Origin of the sequence: Rodentibacter ratti (assembly GCF_002000485.1) — a bacterium.
In the GTDB taxonomy this organism is placed as follows: Bacteria; Pseudomonadota; Gammaproteobacteria; order Enterobacterales; family Pasteurellaceae; genus Rodentibacter; species Rodentibacter ratti.
The window spans coordinates 1-23,204 of record NZ_MLAJ01000012.1 but is presented as its reverse complement, the minus strand read 5'-3'; the positions used below and the strand labels follow the sequence as shown (position 1 = coordinate 23,204).

The window sequence follows — 23,204 nt, the reverse complement described above, 5'->3', positions numbered from 1 at the left end:
TGAAGGTGGATTTTTACTTAATAAATCTTTAACATCAATGAATTATATTGATTCAATATTATTCACTCAAAACAGTCTTAAAATTAACCGCACTTCTTCAAGGAGAAATAGTTATGAAACTTAAAACCTTAGCCCTTTCTTTATTGGCTGCCGGTGTATTAGCCGGTTGTAGTAGTCAATCTTCAACAATGGCAAATAGTATGAAATCAGAGAAAATCATTATTGCCCACCGTGGTGCAAGTGGTTATTTACCGGAACATACGCTGGAGTCCAAAGCCCTTGCCTTTGGTCAGCAAGCTGATTATTTAGAACAAGATTTAGCCATGACAAAAGATGGTCGTCTTATTGTTATTCATGATCACTTTTTAGACGGTTTAACCGATGTGGCGAAAAAATTCCCAAACCGTCATCGTAAAGATGGGCGTTACTATGTGATCGACTTCACCCTAAAAGAAATTCAAAGTTTGAATATGACGGAAAACTTTGAAACCAAAGACAGTAAACAAGTTGCCGTTTATCCTAACCGTTTCCCACTTTGGAAATCCCATTTCAAAATCCATACTTTTGAGGATGAAATTGAATTTATCCAAGGTTTAGAAAAATCCACCGGTAAAAAAGTGGGTATTTACCCTGAAATCAAAGCCCCTTGGTTCCATCACCAAAACGGCAAAGATATTGCGGCTGAAACACTCAAGGTATTGAAAAAATACGGTTATGACAAAAAAACTGATAATGTCTATTTACAGACCTTTGATTTCAACGAGTTAAAACGCATCAAAACCGAATTGCTGCCTAAAATGGGAATGGATTTGAAATTAGTTCAATTAGTGGCATACACCGATTGGCATGAAACCGAAGAAAAAAATGCTCAAGGCAAATGGGTAAATTACGATTACGATTGGATGTTTACACCAGGTGCAATGGCGGAAGTAGTGAAATACGCTGACGGCGTGGGGCCGGGCTGGTATATGTTAATTGACAAAGAGAAATCAAAAGCGGGTAAAATTCAATACACCCCATTAGTGAAAGAATTAGCACAGTATAACGTGGAATTACATCCTTATACGGTGCGTAAAGATGCTCTACCGGAATTTTTTACCGATGTGAATCAAATGTATGATGCATTACTCAATAAAGCGGGGGCAACAGGTGTGTTTACTGATTTCCCTGATACCGGGGTTGAATTTTTGAAAGGTAAACAATAATTTTCTTTTCCTATGCCTAAAGAAAGAACCCAATCCTTTATAGATTGGGTTCTTTTTTATGCTTGAAAAGTGCGGTTGTTTTCCAACCTGTTTTTCGACTTAGCTACATCACCACGGCATAAACAGCCGCAGCCAATAACGATCCGATGATCGGTCCTACAATCGGTACCCAACAATATGCCCAATCCGGTTTGGTGTTTAATTGGCGACTGAGGAAAAGCCCTAAGGTTAAACGCGGTCCGAAATCCCGTGCCGGGTTGATGGCATAGCCGGTTGTTCCCCCTAAACTCAAACCAATCGCCCAAACGAGAATCGCAACAGGTAATGCACCGATAGAGCCTAAACCAATAGGTGTCGCTTCCGTTGTGCCAGGTAAGGTAATATCAGCCCCAACGATATAGAAAATCACAAAGATCAAGACAAAGGTGCCGATAATTTCACTCACAAGGTTGCTTGGATAATGACGAATTGCCGGCTCTGTACAAAAACAAGCACGTTTTAAACCTTCATTTTCTGTGGCGAGGAAATGGCTACGATACATCACATAAACCAACAATGCACCCACCATACCACCAACAACTTGAGCGATGACATAACCCGGTACTAGGCTCCAGTCGAACGCCCCTTTTGCGGCAAGCCCTAAGGTAACGGCAGGATTCAAGTGCGCACCACTGTAAGGTCCAACGACGACAACCGCTACATACACGGCAAACGCCCATGCAGTCGTAATCACAATCCAACCGGAACTTTGTCCTTTTGTTTTATCAAGACAAACATTGGCAACCACGCCATTCCCTAAAAGAATCATAAGTGCGGTGCCGAAAAACTCTGCGAAATAAACATTCATAAGAGAATCTCCATACGATGATTGAAGAGGGCATTTCTAAAAGAAGTGCCAATAAGCAATTATGTTCGTTGTTCGATCAAAGGTGAGACACTCAATTTGAGTGCGTTCATTATCAGGCAAAAACCCTACAATTCAAGTAGGTATTTTAACTAAATTTTAGAAATGAGAAGCAGATCACATAATTTATCGAAAAAGAAAAATTTTTTGTGATCACTGTCATAAAATTACAAAATGACACTTTAAACTTTATGGGAATTCGATTAGGTTATTGGCGCAATTTGTTCGTTTGAGCTCAAAATATTCGTTTACAACTAAAACGTACTCCAAGGAGTTTACCATGACCGACAAAAAATACATTATCGCTTTAGATCAGGGTACAACCAGTTCTCGAGCCGTGTTACTCGATCATAACGCAAACATTGTCGAAATTGCTCAACGTGAATTTACTCAAATTTATCCTCAAGCAGGTTGGGTAGAGCATAATCCAATGGAAATATGGGCGACCCAAAGTTCTACTCTCAATGAAGTCGTTGCCAAAGCCGGGATTACCTCCGATGAAATCGCTGCAATCGGTATCACTAACCAACGTGAAACTACAATTGTGTGGGAAAAAGCAACAGGTACGCCTGTTTATAACGCGATTGTTTGGCAATGTCGCCGCACAGCGGATATTACCGATAAATTAAAAGCTGACGGCTATGAAGAGTATATTCGCCACACCACGGGGTTAGTGGTCGATCCTTATTTCTCCGGAACGAAAGTAAAATGGATTTTAGACAACGTGGAAGGGGCGCGTGAAAAAGCAGAACGTGGCGAATTATTATTTGGTACGGTGGATACTTGGCTTGTGTGGAAACTGACTCAAGGTCGTGTTCACGTCACCGATTACACCAACGCCTCACGCACAATGTTATTTAATATTCACACCAAACAATGGGATGACAAGATGCTTGAAATCTTGAATATTCCTCGTTCAATGTTGCCGGAAGTGCGTAATTCTTCTGAAATTTACGGTCAAACCAACATTGGGGGTAAAGGCGGTGTACGTATCCCGGTGGCAGGTATTGCCGGTGACCAACAGGCGGCGCTTTATGGTCATTTATGTGTGCATGCCGGTCAAGCAAAAAATACTTACGGCACAGGTTGTTTTATGTTGCTCCACACCGGTGATAAAGCTATCACGTCTAAAAACGGTTTGCTCACCACCATCGCCTGTAATGCCAAAGGCGAACCGGAATATGCCTTGGAAGGATCGGTATTTATTGCCGGAGCTTCTATTCAATGGCTACGTGATGAACTTAAAATCGTTCACGATAGTTTTGATTCCGAATACTTTGCACAAAAAGTACCGGACAGCAATGGCGTTTATGTTGTCCCTGCCTTCACCGGTTTAGGCGCACCTTATTGGGATCCTTATGCACGTGGGGCAATTTTCGGGCTTTCCCGTGGTGCCAATCGTAACCACATTGTGCGAGCCACCCTTGAATCTATCGCCTATCAAACCCGTGACGTATTAGAAGCGATGCAATCCGATTCAGGCGAACGCTTACAATATCTCCGTGTCGACGGCGGTGCAACAAACAATAATTTCTTAATGCAATTCCAAGCGGATATTTTGGATGTGAATGTAGAACGTCCTGTGGTGAAAGAGGTCACTGCATTAGGTGCAGCATACCTTGCAGGTCTCGCCACCGGTTTTTGGAAAGACTTGGACGAACTCCGCGATAAAGCACGAGTAGAACGCACTTTCACACCGGATAACGACAACGAAAAACGCGAACGTCGCTACAAAGGCTGGAAAAAAGCAGTAAAACGCTCATTACAATGGGCGAAGGAAGATGCTGAATAACATAAAGTGCGGTCAATTTTGACCGCATTTTTTCATGTTTTCTCCTTCCTAAAAAATCCTTCTACTTTTAGCACAAGAGCAATTTCAGCAGATTTGCGATCTATGATATGCTTTACGCCACAATATCAAAGGAAAAATTATGTCTGAAATAAAGTTGAACTATCATAAAACCCATTTTCTCACGAGCTCCCCGAATATCCGCTCAATTCCGGAAGATACCGGTATTGAAATCGCCTTTGCCGGTCGTTCAAATGCGGGAAAATCCACCGCACTTAACGCCCTAACAAACCAAAAAAACCTAGCTCGTACCTCTAAAACCCCGGGACGTACCCAGCTTATCAATTTATTTGAGGTTGAACCAAATTGTAAACTTGTGGATCTACCGGGCTATGGTTATGCCGCTGTACCGGAACAAATGAAAATCCAATGGCAAAAATCCTTAGGGGAATATTTACAAAAACGTGAATGTTTAGCGGGGCTTGTTGTATTGATGGACATTCGTCACCCTCTAAAAGATCTCGATCAACAAATGATTGAATGGGCGGTTTCCGCAGATTTACCCATTTTACTCTTGCTCACCAAAGCAGATAAATTGAGCCAAAGCGCACGAAGCAAACAAGTAAAAATGGTGCGAGAAGCCATCCTTCCCTTCCAGGGCGATATTCAAGTAGAAGCCTTCTCAGCACAAAATAAAATTGGTATTGATAAACTTGCGACAAAATTGGACGCTTGGTTTTCACCGGTTTTTGCAGAATAAAATGTGAATTTTGCGATCCTACTCGCAAAAAAAGTCAGCGATGAGAGATTTCATCCCTGGCTTTTTTTATAGTATGAAAACTTTTTAAATTTTAACCGCACTTTTAGAATCCTTATGTCCCTTGCCATCGTTTATAGCCGCGCCTCTATGGGCGTACAAGCCCCACTGGTTACCATTGAAGTCCATTTGAGTAACGGAAAACCGGGGTTTACGCTAGTGGGATTACCTGAAAAAACCGTCAAGGAAGCGCAAGACCGCGTGCGTAGCGCATTAATGAACGCTCAATTTAAATATCCGGCAAAACGTATTACCGTAAACCTTGCACCGGCAGATTTACCCAAAGAAGGGGGACGGTTTGATTTACCTATTGCCATTGGAATTCTTGCTGCCTCCGATCAATTAGATTCCTCAAGGTTAAAACAGTTTGAGTTTGTTGGTGAACTAGCACTTACAGGGCATTTGAGAGGTATTCATGGTGTGATTCCCGCGATTCTTGCAGCACAAAAAGACAAACGTGAACTGATCATTGCCAAACAAAATGCCAACGAAGCCTCATTAGTTTCGGAACAAAATACTTATTTCGCACAAACCCTCCTTGACGTAGTGCAATTTCTTAATAATCAGGAGAAGTTACCGACTGCCGCTAAATTAGCACAAGAAAGTGCGGTCAATTTTCACCATAAAAATCACTTAGACTTAACAGATATTATTGGACAACAACACGCTAAACGTGCGCTTACTATTGCCGCTGCCGGACAACACAACCTGCTTTTTCTTGGTCCACCGGGAACCGGTAAAACAATGTTAGCAAGCCGTTTAACAGCACTGTTACCGGAAATGAGTGCTCAAGAAGCGATTGAAACCGCCTCTGTAACGAGTCTCGTACAAAATGAACTCAATCTCCATAATTGGAAACAACGCCCTTTTCGGGCACCACATCATAGTGCCTCGCTGCCTGCATTAGTGGGCGGCGGAACGCTTCCTAAACCGGGAGAAATATCTTTGGCTCATAATGGAGTGCTTTTTTTAGATGAATTACCGGAATTTGAGCGAAAAGTACTAGATGCTTTACGCCAACCACTGGAAAGTGGCGAAATTGTCATCTCACGAGCCAATGCCAAAATTAAATTTCCCGCACGTTTTCAATTGGTTGCCGCAATGAACCCTAGCCCTACAGGACATTATACCGGTACACATAATCGCACTTCCCCCCAACAAATTATGCGCTATTTAAACCGTCTGTCCGGGCCATTTTTAGATCGGTTTGATTTATCCATTGAAGTGCCGCTATTGCCACAAGGAAGTTTACAGGCGACAGGCGATCGAGGAGAAACTAGCGCACAAGTGCGAGAAAAGGTACTAAAAGTCCGAGAAATTCAATTAACCCGAGCCGGCAAAATCAATGCTTATTTAACTGGTAAAGAGATTGAACGTGATTGTAAATTAAAGGAAAAAGAGGCGTTATTTCTTGAAAATGCCTTGAATAAACTGGGGCTTTCCGTGCGTGCTTATCATCGTATTTTAAAGGTCTCACGCACCATTGCTGATTTGAACGGGGAAAAACAAATATCCCAAACACATTTGGCGGAAGCCTTAGGCTATCGGGCAATGGATCGATTATTGCAAAAATTAATTCATACATAACCATGTCCTAAACAATTAATAGGTCTAGAAACTCTAGTTATTTCTGTATGAAAGATTTAAGGGCGTATCCCACGCCCTTAAATTAGAAATCAACTAATAACTTAATAATAAGAATGTTCTCCTCGCTGATGTTCGGTCACATCTTTTGCTCCTTTCAATTCATTTGGGAATAAACCAACTAATTGTTTTTCTACGCCATCTTTCAAGGTAACATCCACCATCGAGCAACCATTGCAACCACCACCAAATTGGAGAACGGCATAGCCCTCTTCCGTAATCTCAATCAAAGTGATTCGACCACCATGGCTTGCTAATTGAGGATTTATTTGTGTTTGAATCACATACTCCACTCGTTCGATTAATGGCGCATCATCTGCCACTTTACGCATTTTCGCATTCGGTGCTTTTAACGTGAGCTGTGCCCCTAATTCTTCTGTCACATAGTCAATTTCAGCTTCTTCCAAAAAAGGTAAACTCACTTCATCTACAAAGGCAGAGAAAGTGTCATACTTCATTTCTACATCACTTTCTTCTACTGCATTTGGAGGACAATAAGACACACCACATTCTGCATTTGGTGTACCGGGATTCACTACAAAAATACGAATATTCGTCCCTTCCTCTTGGGTATCCAATAATTTGCGAAAATGTTCCTGTGCCGCTTTTGAAATAGCAATTTGCTCCATAAATATTCCTTAATACTTGATAAAATTTGTCAGAAATGATACGCCTACTACAATATTTTTTCCACTTTTTTATCAAAATCACCCTTATCATCTAACCCGATTAGGCTCGCGCCAGTCCCCATACTTGAATTTCCTGAACGCCTAGGCTACGTAATAATTTAGCAATCTCATTAAGCGTACTCCCCGTCGTGATCACATCATCCACCAATGCCACACGTTGATAAGGAAAAGGCTTGGAAAGATCGATCTTAAAAGCGTTTTTCAGATTCTGCCGACGTAGCGTAGCACTTAGCCCACGTTGAGTATGTGTATGTTTCACACGCTTAACAATATGGGATATACAGGGAATTTCAAGCCATCGGCTGATACTTTTTGCTACTAAATCTGCTTGATTATAACCCCGTTGCCACTGGCGAAGATGATAAAGCGGTACAGGAATAATCACTTGAGGAAAGATTAAACCGTGGTTACGTCTTGCATCATAAACAGCCAATAGAAGCAAGCGAGCTAAAGTACGATCAAGCCAAAACTGTTTTTGAAATTTGAAACGATGGATTAACTGAGAAAGTGATTCATCATAGCGACCAATAACAACCATATAATCCCAAGCAAATTCATTATTCTGACAGCGACCGCAACGAGGGGCAAAATATTGCAATGGCGCACCACAACCACCGCAATAGGTATATTGTCGGATTTTTCGTTGACAGATTGAACATAGTCCATTTTGACCTTGTTTTAAGGTTGATTGACATAACACGCAATTAAACTGAAAAAATATATTAAAATCTAACCGCACTTTTACTTCCTTGGTTTGCTTGCTATTTTTTGCTTCAATCCTTCTAAACGTTCTCCCTGTCTTAAAATACGCGGCGTAACAAAAATTACTAATTCACGCTTTTGGTGTCTTTCACTTTCTTTACTAAATAAACGTTTTATTAATGGGATATCACCTAACACTGGAACTTTATCTATACCCTTCGTGATCGTGTCATGAAACACCCCACCTAATACGATAGTTTCTCCATCCCTCGCAAAAACCTGAGTGTTAATCTCCTGCTTATCAATAGACACAATCTCGTTGTTTTGCTGCCCATAAGATATCCGATTACCCGGCGAGTTTTGACTAACTACTAAGTCAAGCAGAATATTATTATCTTTGGAAATATGAGGAGTCACTTCTAAGCCTAACACAGCCTCACGAAACTCAACACTTTGTATCTCGTTCTTACCTGTTACTACATAGGGAATCTCGGTACCCTGCTTAATACTTGCACTTTTCTTATTAGTTGTCAGTAATCTTGGACTAGCAATAATTTCTACGTTATTTTCACGTTCAAGTGCGGTTAATTCTAAGTCTAATAATCTCCCGTTAATTTTGGCCACTTGTAATGCCAGAGAGCCTGCCGGTGCGGTGTTTGTCGCAAAATTAACATTTAAATTATCTGTTATATTGGCAAAACCATTCGCCGCAAGACTTCCACTGACACTGTGTGCATTTTCTACGGGTGAAAATATCCCCCAACGTACCCCTAACTCTTTAAGACTTTCATCCGTGATAGTGACAATTCGGGCTTCAATGGCGATTTGCTCAATGGGTTTATCCAGTTCGGAAATCAATTTCACTAAATTTTTGATAAATTTTACTTCATCTTGAATAATCAATACGTTGCTCCGGTCATCAAACGTAATACTCCCCACAGCAGACAAGAGAGAGCCTGTACCGCTTGTAAGTGATTTCATCACTTCCGAAGCCTTCGCGAAATGCAATTTAACGGTTCGACTCACAAGAGCGGGATCATTCGGCTTTATATGATCCATGACCTCTTGTCCTGTGGGCAACGCCGCCATTGCCTCAGAAACCAATATTTTTTTCCCTAAATAATAAATGCCCTCTTCCTGTCGTAAGGAAAGCCCCTTCATTTTTGCGACAGAACGCAACACACGATCAAAATCAACATTATCTAATTGTAACGAAAGTGAGCCTTCCAATTCGTCATCAATGACTAAATTGGTTCCCTGCACCAATGCAAGTTCTTGCAAGCTCAATACCATAGGCGCTTGTTTTAATCGAATAGAAAAGACCTGATTCGCTTTCACTTCTGCTGCGAATAAATCACTACAATAAAAACTTAGCAAAAAGAGACCGCTCTTTTTAAGCCACATTTTCATATCCTCTCCTAAAATCTAAGTTCTAAGGGCTCCGTTTGCTCACATTGCCCCGTTTTTGAACGTAACAATTTCACGCCATTTTTTCCGATCTGTTGTATCAAATAGCCTTCTTGCCCTAACCGGTAGCCTTGTTTAATAACAATCAATTGTTGCTGAGAATCTAAAAATAGCGCCTCTGGTCTATTTTTATAAAGCACCACCCCCACTAATTTCAGCTGCTCAAAAGCACTTTCTGTGGCAAAAGAAGGTTCATTGAAAACACATTTTTCTTTCTGTATTTTGGGGAGATTCATTTTATTTTGTCCCGCTTGACGCTGTGAGCGATCAAAAGGATCCGCTGCTACCGCATTAAGACAGAAAAATAGGAAACATAGCCCTAAAAAATGACGAGATATCCACATCCTTATTCCTCCCTTTTAAGTTGTAAAACAAGATGACTTTGCAGCTTTCCATTTTCTTTTTTTTCCATCATAAGCTGCACGAAAGAAAGTGGGCTTTGTTGTCCTAACAGCGAGGTAAGAAAATGATATGAATATTGAAATTGCCCCTCTAATTGAATCTGTAAAATAGGTCGGGAGGAAAAATCCCATTGATAAACAATCAATTCCATTTCATCATTCAGCAGTCTATGAATTTGTTCATCTAACATTACAATTTGCTTGGTTAGCTGAGGCGATAATTCACGCTGATCAGAATGTTTTTTTAAAGTTGAAAGTAATTTTTCTTGATGAGCTAATTCCGTTGCTTGTTGGGAGATTTCTTGTGTTAAAGTTTGCCTCTGCTGATAAGTATTCCATCCCTCAAAAAGAACGGAAAAATTGACCGCACTTAAGCAACAGACAAAAAAGCCCCAATGATACATTTTTGGCAATAACAACCACTTTTCAACAAAGGGGAGCTGCTTCTTAATCAGACCTTTCATTTGCTACCTCTCGTTATCTCTAAGGAGAGATCAAACTGAAAAACCAAGCGCCCTTGTTCTGTTTTAAATTGTGTCAGTTTCACGGTGCTGAAATGAGAACTCAGAAATTCATGCAACGATTCAAATTCTTGTTGTGACAAACAAAATCCATTAATCTGAATCCTTTCTTCATTAAGGTGAAATATTTCCAGTTCACCTTGTTGAAAAGGGAATCGAGCTAACAAAGACAAAATCTGTTCAACCGTATCGGGTTCAATAGCTTGTAACTCGGTTAAATTTTGTATAGTTTGTTTCATTTGGGCAATATGTTGAACGGTTTTCATTAAACGGCTTTTTTGCTGTTCAAACTGTTTTAATTGCAGATTTAATGCCTCTTTTTGTTGGTATTGAAACCAATCCAACACTGCATATAGCAAAAAAGCGACCGACAGCACGATAAACATTTTGAACAAATACAGAAACAGCAGTTGCCGATATTTTTCTAATCGCCAAGGAAGTAAATTAATGCCGTTCATTGGGAGCCTCATTTAAAGGTGCGGTCGAAAAATCAGCATTATTTTGATGTAAATCCCTTTGCCAGAGTGCGTTTCCTAAGGCAATAAAAGGTAAATCCGTGGTAACCCGTTGCCAATTTTCCGGCAGATCCATTTGTTCAATATCGGCGATTTGGTACACATAAACACGCTCAATCTCAACGTCAAAACGTTGACAAAATTGGGTGTAAAGTGCGGTTAAATTTTCCGATGTTTGTAAAACTTGTTGGCTATGAGCCACATCCATAATAGCGAAACAATGAGATTCATCTTGATATAAATACAATGAGTTTGCCTGTATATCTTCCCCTAAAAGAAAACGGAATGTACGCATAATTGCATGATGAGCAACATCCAAAACATTAAGTAATAATTCATCACTGACCCTCTGGATTTCACATGCTGTTTGCAGACGAATGGCGTGAATATCTAGACGAAAACCTTGCTTTAAAGCCGTGCTAGCATAATCAAACCAAAGTTCATCAAGGGAAATAGGCAATTCTTTTTGTAAAACAAAGCGACATTGTTGTTCACATTCTTGTTCATTTAACACATGAGGAAGGATTAAAGTTTTTGACCAAGTAAGATGAGGAGAAACACAACCAATGAAATGCAACTGTAAGCGATTTTGCGGGAAACTCTGCATTACTTGCGCCATTAGTTGCGTTTTGATATTTGTTTCACTCATCAAAAATAAAAGAAATTGAACTTGTTTTAAGTTATCTAACCAAACAAATTGTATATGATTTTGTTGTTGATACACGCCAACTTGTACGATTTTCCGTTTTTTATAAGACATCAACATGCGCTTTTCCTATTATTTAGTCGGTGAATCTTTTATACTTAACAGCTAAATCATAGTGTGATTTTGTTTATGATCATCAATCAAGAGAGAATTTTACGATGCGGATCGCAAAATTAATATTTAGCAGTCTCTTAACCTTATGTATTTTAGGGTTAGTGATAGGAGGGGGATTCTATTTCCACCTTAAATCTGAACTACCTTCAGTAGAAAGTTTAAAAACCGTTGAATTACAACAACCGATGCAAATTTACACGGCTGATGGAAAATTAATCGGTGAAGTCGGCGAACAACGCCGTATTCCTGTGAAATTGGAAAATGTGCCACAACGTTTGATAGATGCATTTTTAGCCACCGAGGACAGCCGTTTTTACGATCACCACGGCTTAGATCCGGTGGGCATTACACGGGCATTATTCGTTGCAATAAGTAACGGTGGTGCGTCACAAGGTGCGAGTACCATTACTCAGCAATTGGCTCGTAATTTTTTCTTAACGCCAGAAAAAACGTTGATACGTAAAGCACGCGAAGCCGTACTTGCCATTGAAATTGAGAATGCGTTAAGTAAACGGGAAATTCTTGAACTTTATTTAAACAAAATTTTCTTGGGCTACCGCTCTTATGGTGTTGCCGCCGCCGCTCAGACCTATTTTGGTAAATCTTTAGATGAGCTCACTTTATCTGAAATGGCAGTCATTGCCGGATTGCCAAAGGCTCCTTCCACAATGAATCCATTGTATTCGCCAAAACGGGCTGAAGAACGTCGTAATGTCGTTTTAGCTCGTATGCTAGATGAAAAATATATCACCAAAGAAGAATATGATAGCGCTCTCAAAGAACCTATCAATGCGAGTTATCATGGTGCCAAGTTTGATTTCCGGGCAGATTATGTGACCGAAATGGTTCGCCAGGAAATGGTTAAGCGTTTTGGAGAAGAAAATGCTTATACTCGAGGCTACAAAGTTTTCACCACCGTACTTTCTAAAGATCAAGCAGAAGCACAAAGAGCTGTACGTAATAATTTGATCAACTACGATATGCGCCATGGCTGGCGTGGCGGTGCACCACTCTGGAAAAAAGGTGAAACCGCATGGGATAATGAACGTATAGTTGCTTTCTTAAAAAAACTACCGAATTCTGAACCTTTTGTCCCGGCTGCCGTCACTTCATTGAGCAAAAATGGAGCAGAATTATTACTGGCTAATAACCAAACGATGACCCTTTCATCTAATGCGATGCGTTGGGCAGGAAAAGCACCGGTAAAAGCTGGTGATCAAATTTGGATCCGCCAACGCGATAACGGCGAATGGGTTTTAGGGCAAATTCCGGCTGCCAACTCTGCCTTAGTGTCCTTAAATTCCGATAATGGTGCAATTGAGGCGTTAGTTGGCGGCTTTAGTTTTGAACAAAGTAAATTTAACCGTGCGACACAATCTTTAGTCCAAGTGGGTTCATCTATCAAACCATTTATTTATGCCGCAGCATTAGAAAAAGGTTTGACTCTTTCAAGTGTATTACAGGATAGCCCAATCTCCATTTCCAAACCGGGACAAAAAGTATGGAATCCTAAAAACTCACCGGATCGCTATGATGGTCCAATGCGTTTACGCGTAGGCTTAGGACAATCCAAAAATATGATCGCAATCCGTGCCTTACAAACCGCCGGTATTGGCTTTACCGCCGATTTTTTACAGCGTTTTGGCTTTAAGCGGGAACAATATTTTGCTAGCGAAGCTTTAGCATTGGGGGCGGCCTCTTTCACCCCCCTTGAAATGGCACGGGCTTACGCCGTGTTTGATAATGGCGGTTTCTTAATTGATCCTTACATTATTGAAAAAATTCAAGATAACACCGGCAAAGATTTATTTATTGCCAACCCAAAAATTGCTTGTATTACTTGCCATGATATTCCCGTTGTTTACGGTGAGACAAAAGAAAAAATTGACGGTTTCCAAAACATTGCCGATGTGGCAAAACCGGATGATTTAAAAAGCGCAAAAGGAAATAGTAATACAGAGACAGAAGAAGATGTTCAACCAGAAAACGTGCCTGATTTACCGGAATTACAAGCTCAAGACGGTGCATTAAATGATGATGCCGTTGATTTAATGGCAAATGCTAAAGATGGTACATCAAAAGTTGAATACGCTCCTCGTGTTATTAGTGGTGAATTGGCATTCTTAATCCGTAGCGCACTAAATACGGCAATTTACGGTGAACAAGGACTAAGTTGGAAAGGGACAAGTTGGAGAATGTCAAAAGAAATCAAACAACGCAAAGATATTGGCGGTAAAACCGGTACAACAAATAGTTCAAAAGTAGCTTGGTATGCCGGTTTTGGGGCGAATTTAGTCACAACCACCTATGTAGGTTTTGATGACAATAAACGTGTATTAGGCCGTGGCGAATCGGGCGGTAAAACAGCAATGCCAGTATGGATTGCTTATATGAAAGTCGCACTTGCCGATATTCCGGAACGAAACCTTGATTTACCACCGAAGATCATGGAAAAAACTATCGATAGCAATTCCGGTTTGCTTTCAGAATATGGTGGACGTAAAGAATACTTTATCGTAGGCACCGAACCGAAACGCACCTATGTTGCCGAAATGCGGGAACGCGGCTATTATGTCCCACCTGAATTACAACAACGCTTAAATAGTGGATCTGGGAAAACACAAGATGCCATACCAGCGGCACAACCAGAAGAATTATTCTAATGATTTATAACAAAAGTGCGGTCAAGATTAACCGCACTTTTTAACTAAAAAGGACAACTATGCTGAGTTATCGTCATTCCTTCCATGCGGGTAATCATGCCGATGTGTTAAAACATATTGTGCTGATACTCATTTTGGAAAATCTGAAACTCAAAGACAAAGGGTTTTATTATTTGGATACACACTCTGGTGTAGGACGTTATCGTTTATCATCAGACGAATCGGAAAAAACCAGTGAATATAAAGAGGGAATAGGGCGTTTGTGGGATCAAAGGGATTTACCGCAAGAGGTGAGCCGCTATGTGGATTTAATCAAAACCCTGAATGATAACGGCAAAGCCCTTCGTTATTATGCCGGTTCGCCGATGATCGCCGCACAATTATTACGTCCGCAAGATCGTGCCTTGCTCACAGAATTACACCCTAGCGATTACCCGTTATTACGCAATAATTTTAAGGAATTTAAAAATATTACGGTAAAACGTGAGGATGGTTTCCAACAGGTTAAAGCGACATTGCCGCCAAAAGAGCGTCGTGGATTAGTGCTGATTGATCCGCCTTATGAACTTAAAGAAGATTACGATTTAGTCGTCAAGGCCGTAGAGGAAGGCTATAAGCGTTTTGCCACCGGGACTTACGCCATTTGGTATCCTGTGGTGCTACGCCAACAAACCAAACGAATTTTTAAAGGATTAGAAGCCAGCGGTATTCGTAAAATTCTAAAAATTGAATTGGCAGTACGTCCTGATAGCGATCAACGAGGAATGACGGCAAGCGGTATGATTGTAATTAATCCCCCTTGGACATTAGAAAACCAAATGAAAGCCATTTTGCCTTATTTAGTGAAAGCGCTTGTACCGGAAGGAACCGGCAGCTGGACGGTGGAATGGATTACCCCTGAATAAAACAAGGAAGAATTTAACCGCACTTTAGATGTAAAAATCCCCGTAGCTAACGGGGATTTTTTCATTATTCCGCTTGTGCAGCAGCTTTTAATTGATTAATGGCTTCTTTATTAAAGAAATAATGAGTGCCGCAACATTCGCATTGCATATCAATATTGCCTTTATGCTCTTCTAAAATCTCATCAATCTCTGCATCTGGAATCAATAACAACGCTGCACCGGAACGTTCAGCCGAGCAGCCGCAGAAAAATTGAATATTTTGTGGTTCATATACTTCCACAGTTTCTTTGTGATAGAGGCGATAAAGCATTTCCTCTGCCGGTAGCCCGAATAATTCTTCGTCTTTTGCCGTTGCCGCTAAAGTCGCAAGATGCTCAAAATCCTCAGGCGAACCTTCACCATCGGGCATAATTTGTAATAACATTCCGGCAGCCACCGGTTTGCCCTCATACTCACCGGTGCGAATAATTAATTGGGTTTGCAACTGTTCAGAGCGGGCAAAATAGTCTTCCAAACATTCAGTAATAGTAGGTTTATCCAACCCGATAACGCCTTGATAACGTTCACCCTCTTTCGGTGCAATGGTGATCACCAATACCCCTTTGCCAATCATTTCATGCAAAGTCATATCAGGGCAAATCTCTCCCTCTACTCGTGCTAACGCTCGAATTTGTTGCTGATCGTTGCCATTCACTAATGCCAAGCGAAGCGGACCATCACCTTGAATTTGTACGGTGATATTGCCTTCAAATTTTAATGTCGCTGTGAGTAATGTGGTCGCCACCATCATTTCGCCCAATAAATTCTGTACGGGTTGTGGATAATGATGGGGGTTTAAGGTATCGGTAAAACTTTGGTTTAAACGTACCCATTCCCCACGAACGGCACGATTTTGGAAAAGATAGCGGTAAAGTTTGTCATTGTCTTGTGTGTAATTCATTGTTTGTTCCTTATTAAAGTGAACTAAAAAGTGCGGTCACAAAAAACAACGTTTTTTGAACGTTGGCTCTGCCAACGGCTCCAAAGGAGTGAATAAATCACTTTAGTGATTTATGAATAATTTCTACCGCACTTTTAGCTTGTGCTGTATTATGGGGGCATTTTAGACAATTACAATCCCAAAGAAAAAGCGAGCCGTTTCTGACTCGCTTTAAGATATAGATAAATTCAATTACCAGTATGCACGTAAACCAACGACAGCAGCATAATCACGTTGTTTTACATCCTGTTCGTTTGCAAGATTTTTTACACGAACCACTTTACCTTCAACAAACGGTTTTAATTTTAGGCTACCGTTTTTATAAACATAGTATTCAGTACCAAGCATCACTTCACTACGTTTTTCTGTTGCCGCTGAAACAGTTGTATTTTTTAACTTGTTATGACGATAAGCATACATCGCATAAGCATTCCAATCTTCACTTAATTCTTGGAATACCACTGCACGAGCTTCATATTGAGCACGCTTAACGCCATTCCCAAAACTCGTTGAAAGATTTGCAGTATTACGATGTTCTAAATCTAAACCTAATGTGGTGTGATCAAAGCGGTATGCATTACCAAATGAATATGCAGTGACTTGGCGACCGTTTGCAAATGTTTCACGAGAAAAACCTGCTGCAGTTGTCCAATCTTGTAAATCATCAATATTATGTTTATAAACAGCACCGCCACCCCAAACGTGATTACGGTTGCTTGGTTCTATGCTTAGCCCTTGATTATCACGTGGACTGGTTGCGCCATAGTAAGCACCAAATTTTAAATTAGGTAGAACGCCGCCACGATTGGTATATTGAACCACACGACGTGCTGCCGAATTGAGTAAACCGTCACTTAAACTATAAGTATTCGGTAAATCGGTTTGTTTGATTTCATCCGTGAAGGTTGTCATATTACCGTAAACCAATTCACCGTAGGTTTTGTGACCAAAACCGGCATAAAGTTGACGCGTATAAATATGACCAAAATTGTTGTGGCGGTTACTTGCTAAATTAGGCTCAGCAGCAGAACCACGAGCACCAGTGTTATCACGGAAGCGCCACTCTACACGGCCAACCGCATAAAAATCATTACCGAGGTTTTGTTTAAGTTTGAAACCAAAACGAGAGCCGTTGTTATCAATATCACCGTGAGAAATATTTTTGGTAGTATTAGTCGGTCTTTCTGTCTTACGATTGATATTTTCCCACTTCAAACGAAGGGAACCGCTGAAATCAATTTCAGTGCCGGTTTCTTCAATGTTGAATTGATAGGCTTGAGCCGAGCCTGCCGCGAATGCAGCAACCATTAAAGCAAGAAGTGTCTTTTTCATAGCGCTTTCCTTTTCTTTTGAGTAAAAATAAAACAAAAAATTGAACTTTTGGAGTTTATACACTCCAGATGAAATATTCAATCTAAGATTACACCAATCTTACAAAAAAGAAACCCGTTTTGATAAAAATCAATCAAAAAATACGTTTTTCTTTTTTCATTAAGAATTATTTAATAGCGACTCAAGCATTGAAAAGACTTGTTTGGCAGAAATTTCAGCCATGCTCACAGCTGACAAATAATGCTGATTTTTACCATAACAACCAATGAGTTTAGGATCCGTTGCGCCATAAAGCGTAATATTCGGTTTATCCAACGCAGCGGTTAAATGCGCTAATCCTGTGTCCACGGATACCACAGCGGCAGCATTGGCAATTTGATTTGCCAATTCGGTGAGCGTTAATTTTGGCAATACCCGAACATTCGAGTGATTTTTTGCCAACCGTTCCGCCCGCTCTTTTTCTTTTTCATTGCCCCAAGGTAAACGGATTTGCACGGAAAGTGCAGTCATTTTTTCGATTAAATTTTTCCATTCTTGCTCAGACCAATGTTTCTCATCACGGGTGGTAGAATGAAAAAAGATCACATAAGGCTCCTCAATAGAAGCTACAGTAAAATGCTGTGCAATACCGTAATCACCTTGTGAAGGCGGTAATGCGTAATTCAGACTTAGCGAAAACAACTGGCGAATTCGCTCAACAGCGTGTTGCTGATAGGAAATAGCATATTTTTTATCATAGAAAAATGAGGCGACCGGCTCTCGGATACTATGGCGATCATAGCCGTGCTTTGTACCATTGACGAGACGGGTAGCGAAAAAGGCACTTTTAAATAATCCTTGTGCGTCAATCACCGCATCATAGCGCTCTTTTTGGAGTAAAGTGCGGTAGGTTTTCCATTCATTTCTGGTTTTTACAGAAAAAGGGAATTTTCGCCAACGGCGGAAGGCAATAGGGATCACCCGATTCACCGCAGAATGCCATTTGGGAATTTCCGAAAAATTTTCCTCTACGACCCAATCCACCCGCAAATTAGGGAAGGCATTCAGGGCATCCGTTAAGGCAGGTAAAGTATGGATGACATCCCCCATAGAGGAGGTTTTGACTAAACAAATTTTCATGATTTGGCTAATAATTCGTTCAATTTTTCCATCACCATTTGAGGCGTAATATCAATCAAACTCTGATGATAGCCCTCTGCACTGTCTTTGCTTTTACGCACTTTAATTAAATCCCCTTCAATTAAGCGAATAATCATTGCCTTATCGGAAAGAGGCGGTGTGTAAGTGGGGCTGGTTGGGCCATAAAGGGCAACTAACGGGCGATGGGTGGCTGCCGCAATGTGCATTAAACCACTATCATTGCTCACCACAGCCGTACAATTTGCAATGAGATCTACAACCTGATTTAAATTGGTTTGTCCGGCAAGATTTAAACAGAAAACTTGTTGCGTTTGTGGTAGAGCATTGCAGATGCTCTCCCCTGCATCCACATCTTTCGGCGAACCGAAAATTTCTATCGCATAGCCTTGCTCAATGAGCATTCCCGCCAATTTGGCGTAATGGTAATGAGGCCAACGTTTTGCAGGTCCAAACTCTGCACCGGGGCAAAAGCCAATAATCGGGCGACCTTCCAAAAGTGAGGTCTGTTTATCAAAAGTTTTTAAGGTTTCTGCCTGTTGCTTTTCATTGACAGTTAAATGAGGGGTTAATACCGGGATATTTGCTGCTTCGGGAACATGATTTTTTTCAAATGCGAGAGCAACATAGCGTTGCACCATCATCGGATAATCTTTTTTATTGCTGCGTAAATCATTCAATAAAAAATAGCGGCTTTCCCCTTTCCATCCACGCCGCACGGCAATTTTCGCAAAAAGTGGAATCAATGCCGATTTCAACGAGTTCGGCAAGACAATCGCCATATTATATTGTCCACGCAATGCTTTTCCTAGACGATAACGTTCACCAAGAGCAAAAGTACCGTGTCCTAAAGGCATTTCAATGGCATTGCGCACCTCCGGCATACGGGCGAGTAAAGGCTTACACCAGTTCGGAGCCATGACATCAATGTTGCAATGAGGGTATTGTATGTTGAGTTGTTGGTACAAACTGTGCGACATCATCATATCGCCAACCCAAGATGGGCCGATAACGAGAATATTCATATTTCACCTTGTAGAAAAGTGCGGTGAAAAACAAATAAATTTTTGACCGCACTTTTTCAATATCTCAGATAAATTCAATCTAATGATCGATTACTTTTTATTGAGCCATGCCATATAGGCCGCTGTCCCTTCGGCGACAGATTTAAATTCGCCTTTGTAACCGGCTGAACGTAATGCCGTTAAATCCGCTTGGGTAAAGGTTTGGTAGCGGGATTTGAGATGTTCTGGGAATGGGATCGTTTCAATTTGTCCTTTACCGTGGAATTGGATCACCGCTTGTGCTACGGCTTGGAAGGATTCCGCCTTGCCTGTGCCAAGATTGTAAATGCCGGAAATCCGATTTTGCCACGCCCAAATATTCACTTTCGCCACATCTTCCACATAAACGAAATCACGTAAGAAGGTTTCTGAGCCTGCAAATAATTTTGGGTTTTCCCCTTTTAACATTTGATTATTTAAGTGGAACGCCACACTTGCCATCGAGCCTTTATGTTGCTCTCTCGGTCCGTAAACGTTGAAATATTTGAATCCACAAACCGGTGATTCTGCCGTCGGTAACAGTTTTCTCACATATTCATCAAATAAGAATTTTGAGTAACCATAGGCATTGAGTGGGCTTTCAAACCCCCGTTTTTCAATAAAATTATCGGTACGCCCACCGTAAGTGGCGGCACTTGAGGCATAAAAAAACGGAATCTGCCGATCTAAGCAATAATGCAACAATTCTTTAGAATATTCATAATTGTTTTGCATTAAATATTTACCATCCCATTCTGTGGTCGCAGAACACGCCCCTTCATGAAATACTGCATCAATGTCACCAAAATCATCACCGGCAATAATAGAAGCAATAAAATCTTCTTTGTCGCAATAATCGGCAATATCCAAATCCACTAAATTAATAAATTTAGTCCCATCTTTTAAATTATCGACGACTAAAATATCTTTACGCCCTATTTCATTTAACGCTTTGACAATGTTGCTGCCGATCATACCGGCGCCACCAGTTACAATAATCATAATGTTGTCCCCTCTTTATTGTATAAATTTGTTGTCATTGTAATTGATTTTCCGGATAAGGTAAAAGCCACACCGCCCTTAACTTAAAAACTCGGTGAAAAACAACCGCACTTTTAATCCCCAATAACTCGTCCAACCCGTCGTGGCAAGATCCATTTTCCCTTTATTCAAAATAATGATCGTGGGCGTAACATTGACTTGCCATTTTTGTGCTATCGTCCCTTGAGGATCATTAACCGTTGTGAAGCGATAATCGTGTTTGGCTAAATAATCTTCTACGTCCTTTTCACTGCCTGAACGTAGGGCAATAGAAACCACCGGATAGCCTTCTTTTGCCAAATCATTGATTGCCGGTGAGGTATATCGACAATAACCGCACCAAGTTCCCCAAAAATAAACTAACATGGGTTTATCTTGGGCGATTTGTGGTAGGAAAAAACTATTACCTTGTAAATCATAGAGGGCTGTTTTGCTGATTTCGGGAGGAATTTCAGGTTTACGAATAAAATCTAAAATACTACTCACGATAATGAGGGTAAGCACAAGGGAAACGCTATTTTTGAGTAATTTTGCTAATTTCATAAAATGTTCAATAAAAAAGAATGGCGATAATTTATCATAAAAGTGCGGTCAACTTTCACAATATTTTGTTATCATAACCAAGTAAATTTTCATTATAAGGAGAACGAAAATGGATAATAAAACCCTGGCAAAATATATCGATCATACCGCATTGACCGCTGAAAAAAACGAGCAGGATATTTTAACGCTCTGTGATGAAGCAATAAAATATGGTTTTTACTCTGTTTGTATCAATTCAGGTTATATCCCTTTAGCAAAAGAAAAATTAGCCGGATCGGATGTGAAAATTTGTACTGTTGTCGGTTTTCCTCTTGGTGCTAATCTCACATCGGTAAAAGCCTTTGAAACCCAAGAAGCTATCAAAGCCGGTGCCAATGAAATTGATATGGTGATCAATGTGGGGTGGATAAAATCCAACAAATGGCAAGCAGTAAAAGATGATGTGCAAGCCGTGTTAAACGCCTGCAACGGTGTACCACTAAAAGTCATTCTAGAAACCTGCTTACTCACTAAAGACGAAATTGTAAAAGCCTGCGAAATCTGTAAAGAACTAGGGGTTGCATTCGTCAAAACGTCCACCGGGTTTAGTAAAGGAGGAGCGACGGTGGAAGATGTCGCTTTAATGAAAAAGACTGTTGGCAATATTGGTGTAAAAGCTTCAGGTGGCGTGCGTGATACTGAAACAGCATTAGCGATGATTGAAGCGGGGGCAACACGTATTGGTGCCAGCGCTAGCATCGCTATTATTGGTGAAGCTAATCACACACAAAGTGATTATTAAACCATGAAAAAATAGCGAGAACGACCTCGCTATTTTTCCTCTCTTTTTACTTCATCCCACAGAATATCCATTTCAATTAAAGAAAGTGCGGTCAGTTCTTTCCCCATTTCCTTTGCTTTTTGCTCAACCTTGCGAAAACGCTGTTCAAACTTAAGATTGGCTTTACGTAAACTTTCTTCAGCATTGCATTTTAGGTGGCGGGATAAATTAACCGTAGCGAAAAACAAATCGCCGAGCTCTTCTTCAATTCTTTCAATATTTTGCGGATTTTTATTTACTTCCTCTTTAACTTCTTGCAACTCTTCTTCTATTTTTTCAAAAACAGGGGAAATTTCAGTCCAGTCAAATCCTATTTTTGAACACTGTTTTTGCAATTTTTGGGCTCTCATTAAAGCGGGGAAAGCAGAGGGAACATGATCTAGAATGGATTGGTTTTGTGCTTTAGATTTTTCTAAGGCTTTAATACTATTCCAGCGGGCAAGGGCTTCTTCTTCATTTTCTGCCTTAGCATCTGCAAATACATGAGGATGACGGCGAATAATTTTTTCAGCAACATCATTAAGTACATCATCAAAATTAAAATACTGATCTTCTGAAGCTAGCTGACTAAAAAACACCACTTGGAGAAGTAAATCACCTAATTCTTCACGTAAATTGGTGATATCTTTTTTCTGAATCGCATCAATCACTTCATAGGTTTCTTCAATAAGGCAAGGAATCATTGATTCATAATTTTGTTTTAGATCCCAAGGACAACCTTTCTCCGGATGACGAAGTTGGGCAATTAATTCGATAAAGTCTTGAATTGAATGTGACATAAATAAACCTCTAATAAAAACGAGGTTAGTATAAAGTCTATTTATGAAAAAACGAAATGATTTGATGGCAGGGGCGGAGAGGCTCGAACTCCCAACACCCGGTTTTGGAGACCGGTGCTCTACCAATTGAACTACGCCCCTGTGGTATAAAAGATTGGCGGAATGGACGGGACTCGAACCCGCGACCCCCTGCGTGACAGGCAGGTATTCTAACCAGCTGAACTACCACTCCGCTAAATGTGGTAATTGACAGTGTCCTACTCTCACATAGGGAAACCCTACACTACCATCGGCATTACAACATTTCACTTCTGAGTTCGATATGGATTCAGGTGGGTCTATTGCACTATGACTGTCAAAAAATTCTATTTGTTAAATTTACTCTTAGAATAAATTTAACAAATAAATAACCTGGCGGTGTCCTACTCTCACATGGGGAAGCACCACACTACCATCGGCATTAAAGCGTTTCACTTCTGAGTTCGGGA

Annotated in this window: 22 protein-coding genes, 2 tRNA genes and 2 rRNA genes; 7 read left to right on the top strand and 19 right to left on the bottom strand. The window is 40.6% G+C overall.

All coding sequences use genetic code 11. The annotated features are described in order from the left end of the window. Nucleotides 1-113 precede the first annotated feature (113 nt). Nucleotides 114-1,205 carry a glycerophosphodiester phosphodiesterase gene (gene glpQ, locus BKG94_RS08910; RefSeq protein WP_077436339.1) on the top strand — a complete coding sequence of 364 codons (1,092 nt, stop codon included), beginning with the start codon at nt 114-116 and terminating at the stop codon, nt 1,203-1,205. Nucleotides 1,206-1,308: 103 nt separating this feature from the next. Here glpQ and BKG94_RS08905 read toward each other — a convergent pair whose 3' ends face one another. Beyond that, the gene (locus BKG94_RS08905) at nt 1,309-2,052 is read right to left on the bottom strand and encodes an MIP/aquaporin family protein (protein WP_077436337.1); all 744 of its coding nucleotides are present in this window, start codon (nt 2,050-2,052) and stop codon (nt 1,309-1,311) included. Nucleotides 2,053-2,389: 337 nt separating this feature from the next. On the opposite strand from BKG94_RS08905, the gene glpK reads away from it, so the two are divergent. From glpK to BKG94_RS08890, 3 genes are all read left to right on the top strand, one after another. Then, nucleotides 2,390-3,901, top strand: a complete 1,512-nt coding sequence (glpK, locus tag BKG94_RS08900; RefSeq protein ID WP_077436335.1) for a glycerol kinase GlpK — start codon at nt 2,390-2,392, stop codon at nt 3,899-3,901. Between the two features lie 139 nt (nt 3,902-4,040). Beyond that, nucleotides 4,041-4,658 carry a ribosome biogenesis GTP-binding protein YihA/YsxC gene (gene yihA / locus BKG94_RS08895; protein ID WP_077436333.1) on the top strand — a complete coding sequence of 206 codons (618 nt, stop codon included), beginning with the start codon at nt 4,041-4,043 and terminating at the stop codon, nt 4,656-4,658. Between the two features lie 114 nt (nt 4,659-4,772). Beyond that, entirely contained in the window at nt 4,773-6,302 is a 1,530-nt protein-coding gene (locus tag BKG94_RS08890) for a YifB family Mg chelatase-like AAA ATPase (RefSeq protein WP_077436331.1), read from the top strand. A 101-nt stretch (nt 6,303-6,403) separates the two neighbouring features. Here the strand turns inward: BKG94_RS08890 and nfuA are convergent, their stop codons facing one another. The 7 genes from nfuA to pilM all read right to left on the bottom strand — a co-directional run bounded on the left by nfuA (nt 6,404) and on the right by pilM (nt 11,420). Next, nucleotides 6,404-6,988 (bottom strand): Fe-S biogenesis protein NfuA, encoded by a 585-nt coding sequence (nfuA, locus tag BKG94_RS08885; RefSeq protein WP_077436329.1) that lies wholly within the window; start codon nt 6,986-6,988, stop codon nt 6,404-6,406. A 100-nt stretch (nt 6,989-7,088) separates the two neighbouring features. Beyond that, on the bottom strand, nt 7,089-7,787 hold the full coding sequence (locus tag BKG94_RS08880) for a ComF family protein (protein ID WP_077436327.1): 699 nt from the start codon (nt 7,785-7,787) through the stop codon (nt 7,089-7,091). A gap of 2 nt (nt 7,788-7,789) precedes the next feature. Further along, the gene (locus BKG94_RS08875; protein WP_077436325.1) at nt 7,790-9,160 is read right to left on the bottom strand and encodes a type IV pilus secretin PilQ; all 1,371 of its coding nucleotides are present in this window, start codon (nt 9,158-9,160) and stop codon (nt 7,790-7,792) included. A gap of 8 nt (nt 9,161-9,168) precedes the next feature. Further along, nucleotides 9,169-9,561: a pilus assembly protein PilP gene (locus BKG94_RS08870; protein WP_077436323.1), complete on the bottom strand. Its 393-nt coding sequence runs from the start codon at nt 9,559-9,561 to the stop codon at nt 9,169-9,171. Nucleotides 9,562-9,563: 2 nt separating this feature from the next. Continuing rightward, a complete protein-coding gene (locus tag BKG94_RS08865; RefSeq protein WP_077436321.1) occupies nt 9,564-10,082 on the bottom strand; it encodes a hypothetical protein in 519 nt (172 codons plus the stop codon). After that, complete coding sequence (locus BKG94_RS08860; protein WP_077436319.1) at nt 10,079-10,597, bottom strand: PilN domain-containing protein; 519 nt, start codon at nt 10,595-10,597, stop codon at nt 10,079-10,081. The genes BKG94_RS08865 and BKG94_RS08860 overlap by 4 nt, the downstream gene beginning before the upstream one ends. Beyond that, complete coding sequence (gene pilM, locus BKG94_RS08855; protein ID WP_077436317.1) at nt 10,584-11,420, bottom strand: pilus assembly protein PilM; 837 nt, start codon at nt 11,418-11,420, stop codon at nt 10,584-10,586. Before pilM ends, BKG94_RS08860 begins: the two co-directional genes overlap by 14 nt. Nucleotides 11,421-11,518: 98 nt before the next feature. Between pilM and BKG94_RS08850 the strand changes: the two genes are divergently transcribed. Next, nucleotides 11,519-14,137 (top strand): penicillin-binding protein 1A, encoded by a 2,619-nt coding sequence (locus BKG94_RS08850; protein WP_077436315.1) that lies wholly within the window; start codon nt 11,519-11,521, stop codon nt 14,135-14,137. A 59-nt stretch (nt 14,138-14,196) separates the two neighbouring features. Continuing rightward, the gene (locus BKG94_RS08845; protein ID WP_077436313.1) at nt 14,197-15,042 is read left to right on the top strand and encodes a 23S rRNA (adenine(2030)-N(6))-methyltransferase RlmJ; all 846 of its coding nucleotides are present in this window, start codon (nt 14,197-14,199) and stop codon (nt 15,040-15,042) included. Between the two features lie 64 nt (nt 15,043-15,106). On the opposite strand, the gene hslO is transcribed toward BKG94_RS08845, so the two are convergent. From hslO to BKG94_RS08815, 6 genes are all read right to left on the bottom strand, one after another. After that, nucleotides 15,107-15,982 (bottom strand): Hsp33 family molecular chaperone HslO, encoded by an 876-nt coding sequence (hslO, locus tag BKG94_RS08840; protein WP_077436311.1) that lies wholly within the window; start codon nt 15,980-15,982, stop codon nt 15,107-15,109. A 231-nt stretch (nt 15,983-16,213) separates the two neighbouring features. After that, nucleotides 16,214-17,353 (bottom strand): porin, encoded by a 1,140-nt coding sequence (locus tag BKG94_RS08835; RefSeq protein ID WP_077436309.1) that lies wholly within the window; start codon nt 17,351-17,353, stop codon nt 16,214-16,216. Nucleotides 17,354-17,512: 159 nt separating this feature from the next. Continuing rightward, entirely contained in the window at nt 17,513-18,472 is a 960-nt protein-coding gene (rfaC, locus tag BKG94_RS08830; RefSeq protein WP_077436307.1) for a lipopolysaccharide heptosyltransferase RfaC, read from the bottom strand. Then, on the bottom strand, nt 18,469-19,515 hold the full coding sequence (gene waaF / locus BKG94_RS08825) for a lipopolysaccharide heptosyltransferase II (RefSeq protein ID WP_077436305.1): 1,047 nt from the start codon (nt 19,513-19,515) through the stop codon (nt 18,469-18,471). Before waaF ends, rfaC begins: the two co-directional genes overlap by 4 nt. A 90-nt stretch (nt 19,516-19,605) precedes the next feature. After that, complete coding sequence (rfaD, locus tag BKG94_RS08820; RefSeq protein WP_077436303.1) at nt 19,606-20,535, bottom strand: ADP-glyceromanno-heptose 6-epimerase; 930 nt, start codon at nt 20,533-20,535, stop codon at nt 19,606-19,608. Between the two features lie 78 nt (nt 20,536-20,613). Next, nucleotides 20,614-21,117 (bottom strand): protein disulfide oxidoreductase, encoded by a 504-nt coding sequence (locus BKG94_RS08815; RefSeq protein WP_077436301.1) that lies wholly within the window; start codon nt 21,115-21,117, stop codon nt 20,614-20,616. A gap of 109 nt (nt 21,118-21,226) precedes the next feature. On the opposite strand from BKG94_RS08815, the gene deoC reads away from it, so the two are divergent. Then, nucleotides 21,227-21,898, top strand: a complete 672-nt coding sequence (gene deoC / locus BKG94_RS08810; RefSeq protein WP_077436299.1) for a deoxyribose-phosphate aldolase — start codon at nt 21,227-21,229, stop codon at nt 21,896-21,898. A gap of 29 nt (nt 21,899-21,927) precedes the next feature. Here deoC and mazG read toward each other — a convergent pair whose 3' ends face one another. From mazG to rrf (BKG94_RS10140), 5 genes are all read right to left on the bottom strand, one after another. Next, nucleotides 21,928-22,716 carry a nucleoside triphosphate pyrophosphohydrolase gene (mazG, locus tag BKG94_RS08805; protein ID WP_077436297.1) on the bottom strand — a complete coding sequence of 263 codons (789 nt, stop codon included), beginning with the start codon at nt 22,714-22,716 and terminating at the stop codon, nt 21,928-21,930. A gap of 65 nt (nt 22,717-22,781) precedes the next feature. Beyond that, nucleotides 22,782-22,857: transfer RNA gene (locus BKG94_RS08800), tRNA-Trp, on the bottom strand. Between the two features lie 14 nt (nt 22,858-22,871). After that, nucleotides 22,872-22,948, bottom strand: a tRNA-Asp gene (locus tag BKG94_RS08795). Nucleotides 22,949-22,960: 12 nt separating this feature from the next. Then, nucleotides 22,961-23,076: ribosomal RNA gene (gene rrf / locus BKG94_RS08790) — 5S ribosomal RNA — on the bottom strand. A gap of 49 nt (nt 23,077-23,125) precedes the next feature. Further along, nucleotides 23,126-23,204: ribosomal RNA gene (gene rrf / locus BKG94_RS10140) — 5S ribosomal RNA — on the bottom strand; the annotation flags it as partial.

Excerpts from the sequence above, each read along its gene's own strand:
- glpQ (WP_077436339.1), top strand. The coding sequence starts at position 114 with ATGAAACTTAAAACCTTAGCCCTTTCTTTATTGGCTGCCGGTGTATTA.
- BKG94_RS08905 (WP_077436337.1), bottom strand. The coding sequence starts at position 2,052 with ATGAATGTTTATTTCGCAGAGTTTTTCGGCACCGCACTTATGATTCTT.
- glpK (WP_077436335.1), top strand. The coding sequence starts at position 2,390 with ATGACCGACAAAAAATACATTATCGCTTTAGATCAGGGTACAACCAGT.
- yihA (WP_077436333.1), top strand. The coding sequence starts at position 4,041 with ATGTCTGAAATAAAGTTGAACTATCATAAAACCCATTTTCTCACGAGC.
- BKG94_RS08890 (WP_077436331.1), top strand. The coding sequence starts at position 4,773 with ATGTCCCTTGCCATCGTTTATAGCCGCGCCTCTATGGGCGTACAAGCC.
- nfuA (WP_077436329.1), bottom strand. The coding sequence starts at position 6,988 with ATGGAGCAAATTGCTATTTCAAAAGCGGCACAGGAACATTTTCGCAAA.
- BKG94_RS08875 (WP_077436325.1), bottom strand. The coding sequence starts at position 9,160 with ATGAAAATGTGGCTTAAAAAGAGCGGTCTCTTTTTGCTAAGTTTTTAT.
- BKG94_RS08870 (WP_077436323.1), bottom strand. The coding sequence starts at position 9,561 with ATGTGGATATCTCGTCATTTTTTAGGGCTATGTTTCCTATTTTTCTGT.
- BKG94_RS08865 (WP_077436321.1), bottom strand. The coding sequence starts at position 10,082 with ATGAAAGGTCTGATTAAGAAGCAGCTCCCCTTTGTTGAAAAGTGGTTG.
- BKG94_RS08860 (WP_077436319.1), bottom strand. The coding sequence starts at position 10,597 with ATGAACGGCATTAATTTACTTCCTTGGCGATTAGAAAAATATCGGCAA.
- pilM (WP_077436317.1), bottom strand. The coding sequence starts at position 11,420 with ATGTTGATGTCTTATAAAAAACGGAAAATCGTACAAGTTGGCGTGTAT.
- BKG94_RS08850 (WP_077436315.1), top strand. The coding sequence starts at position 11,519 with ATGCGGATCGCAAAATTAATATTTAGCAGTCTCTTAACCTTATGTATT.
- BKG94_RS08845 (WP_077436313.1), top strand. The coding sequence starts at position 14,197 with ATGCTGAGTTATCGTCATTCCTTCCATGCGGGTAATCATGCCGATGTG.
- hslO (WP_077436311.1), bottom strand. The coding sequence starts at position 15,982 with ATGAATTACACACAAGACAATGACAAACTTTACCGCTATCTTTTCCAA.
- BKG94_RS08835 (WP_077436309.1), bottom strand. The coding sequence starts at position 17,353 with ATGAAAAAGACACTTCTTGCTTTAATGGTTGCTGCATTCGCGGCAGGC.
- rfaC (WP_077436307.1), bottom strand. The coding sequence starts at position 18,472 with ATGAAAATTTGTTTAGTCAAAACCTCCTCTATGGGGGATGTCATCCAT.
- waaF (WP_077436305.1), bottom strand. The coding sequence starts at position 19,515 with ATGAATATTCTCGTTATCGGCCCATCTTGGGTTGGCGATATGATGATG.
- rfaD (WP_077436303.1), bottom strand. The coding sequence starts at position 20,535 with ATGATTATTGTAACTGGTGGCGCCGGTATGATCGGCAGCAACATTGTC.
- BKG94_RS08815 (WP_077436301.1), bottom strand. The coding sequence starts at position 21,117 with ATGAAATTAGCAAAATTACTCAAAAATAGCGTTTCCCTTGTGCTTACC.
- deoC (WP_077436299.1), top strand. The coding sequence starts at position 21,227 with ATGGATAATAAAACCCTGGCAAAATATATCGATCATACCGCATTGACC.
- mazG (WP_077436297.1), bottom strand. The coding sequence starts at position 22,716 with ATGTCACATTCAATTCAAGACTTTATCGAATTAATTGCCCAACTTCGT.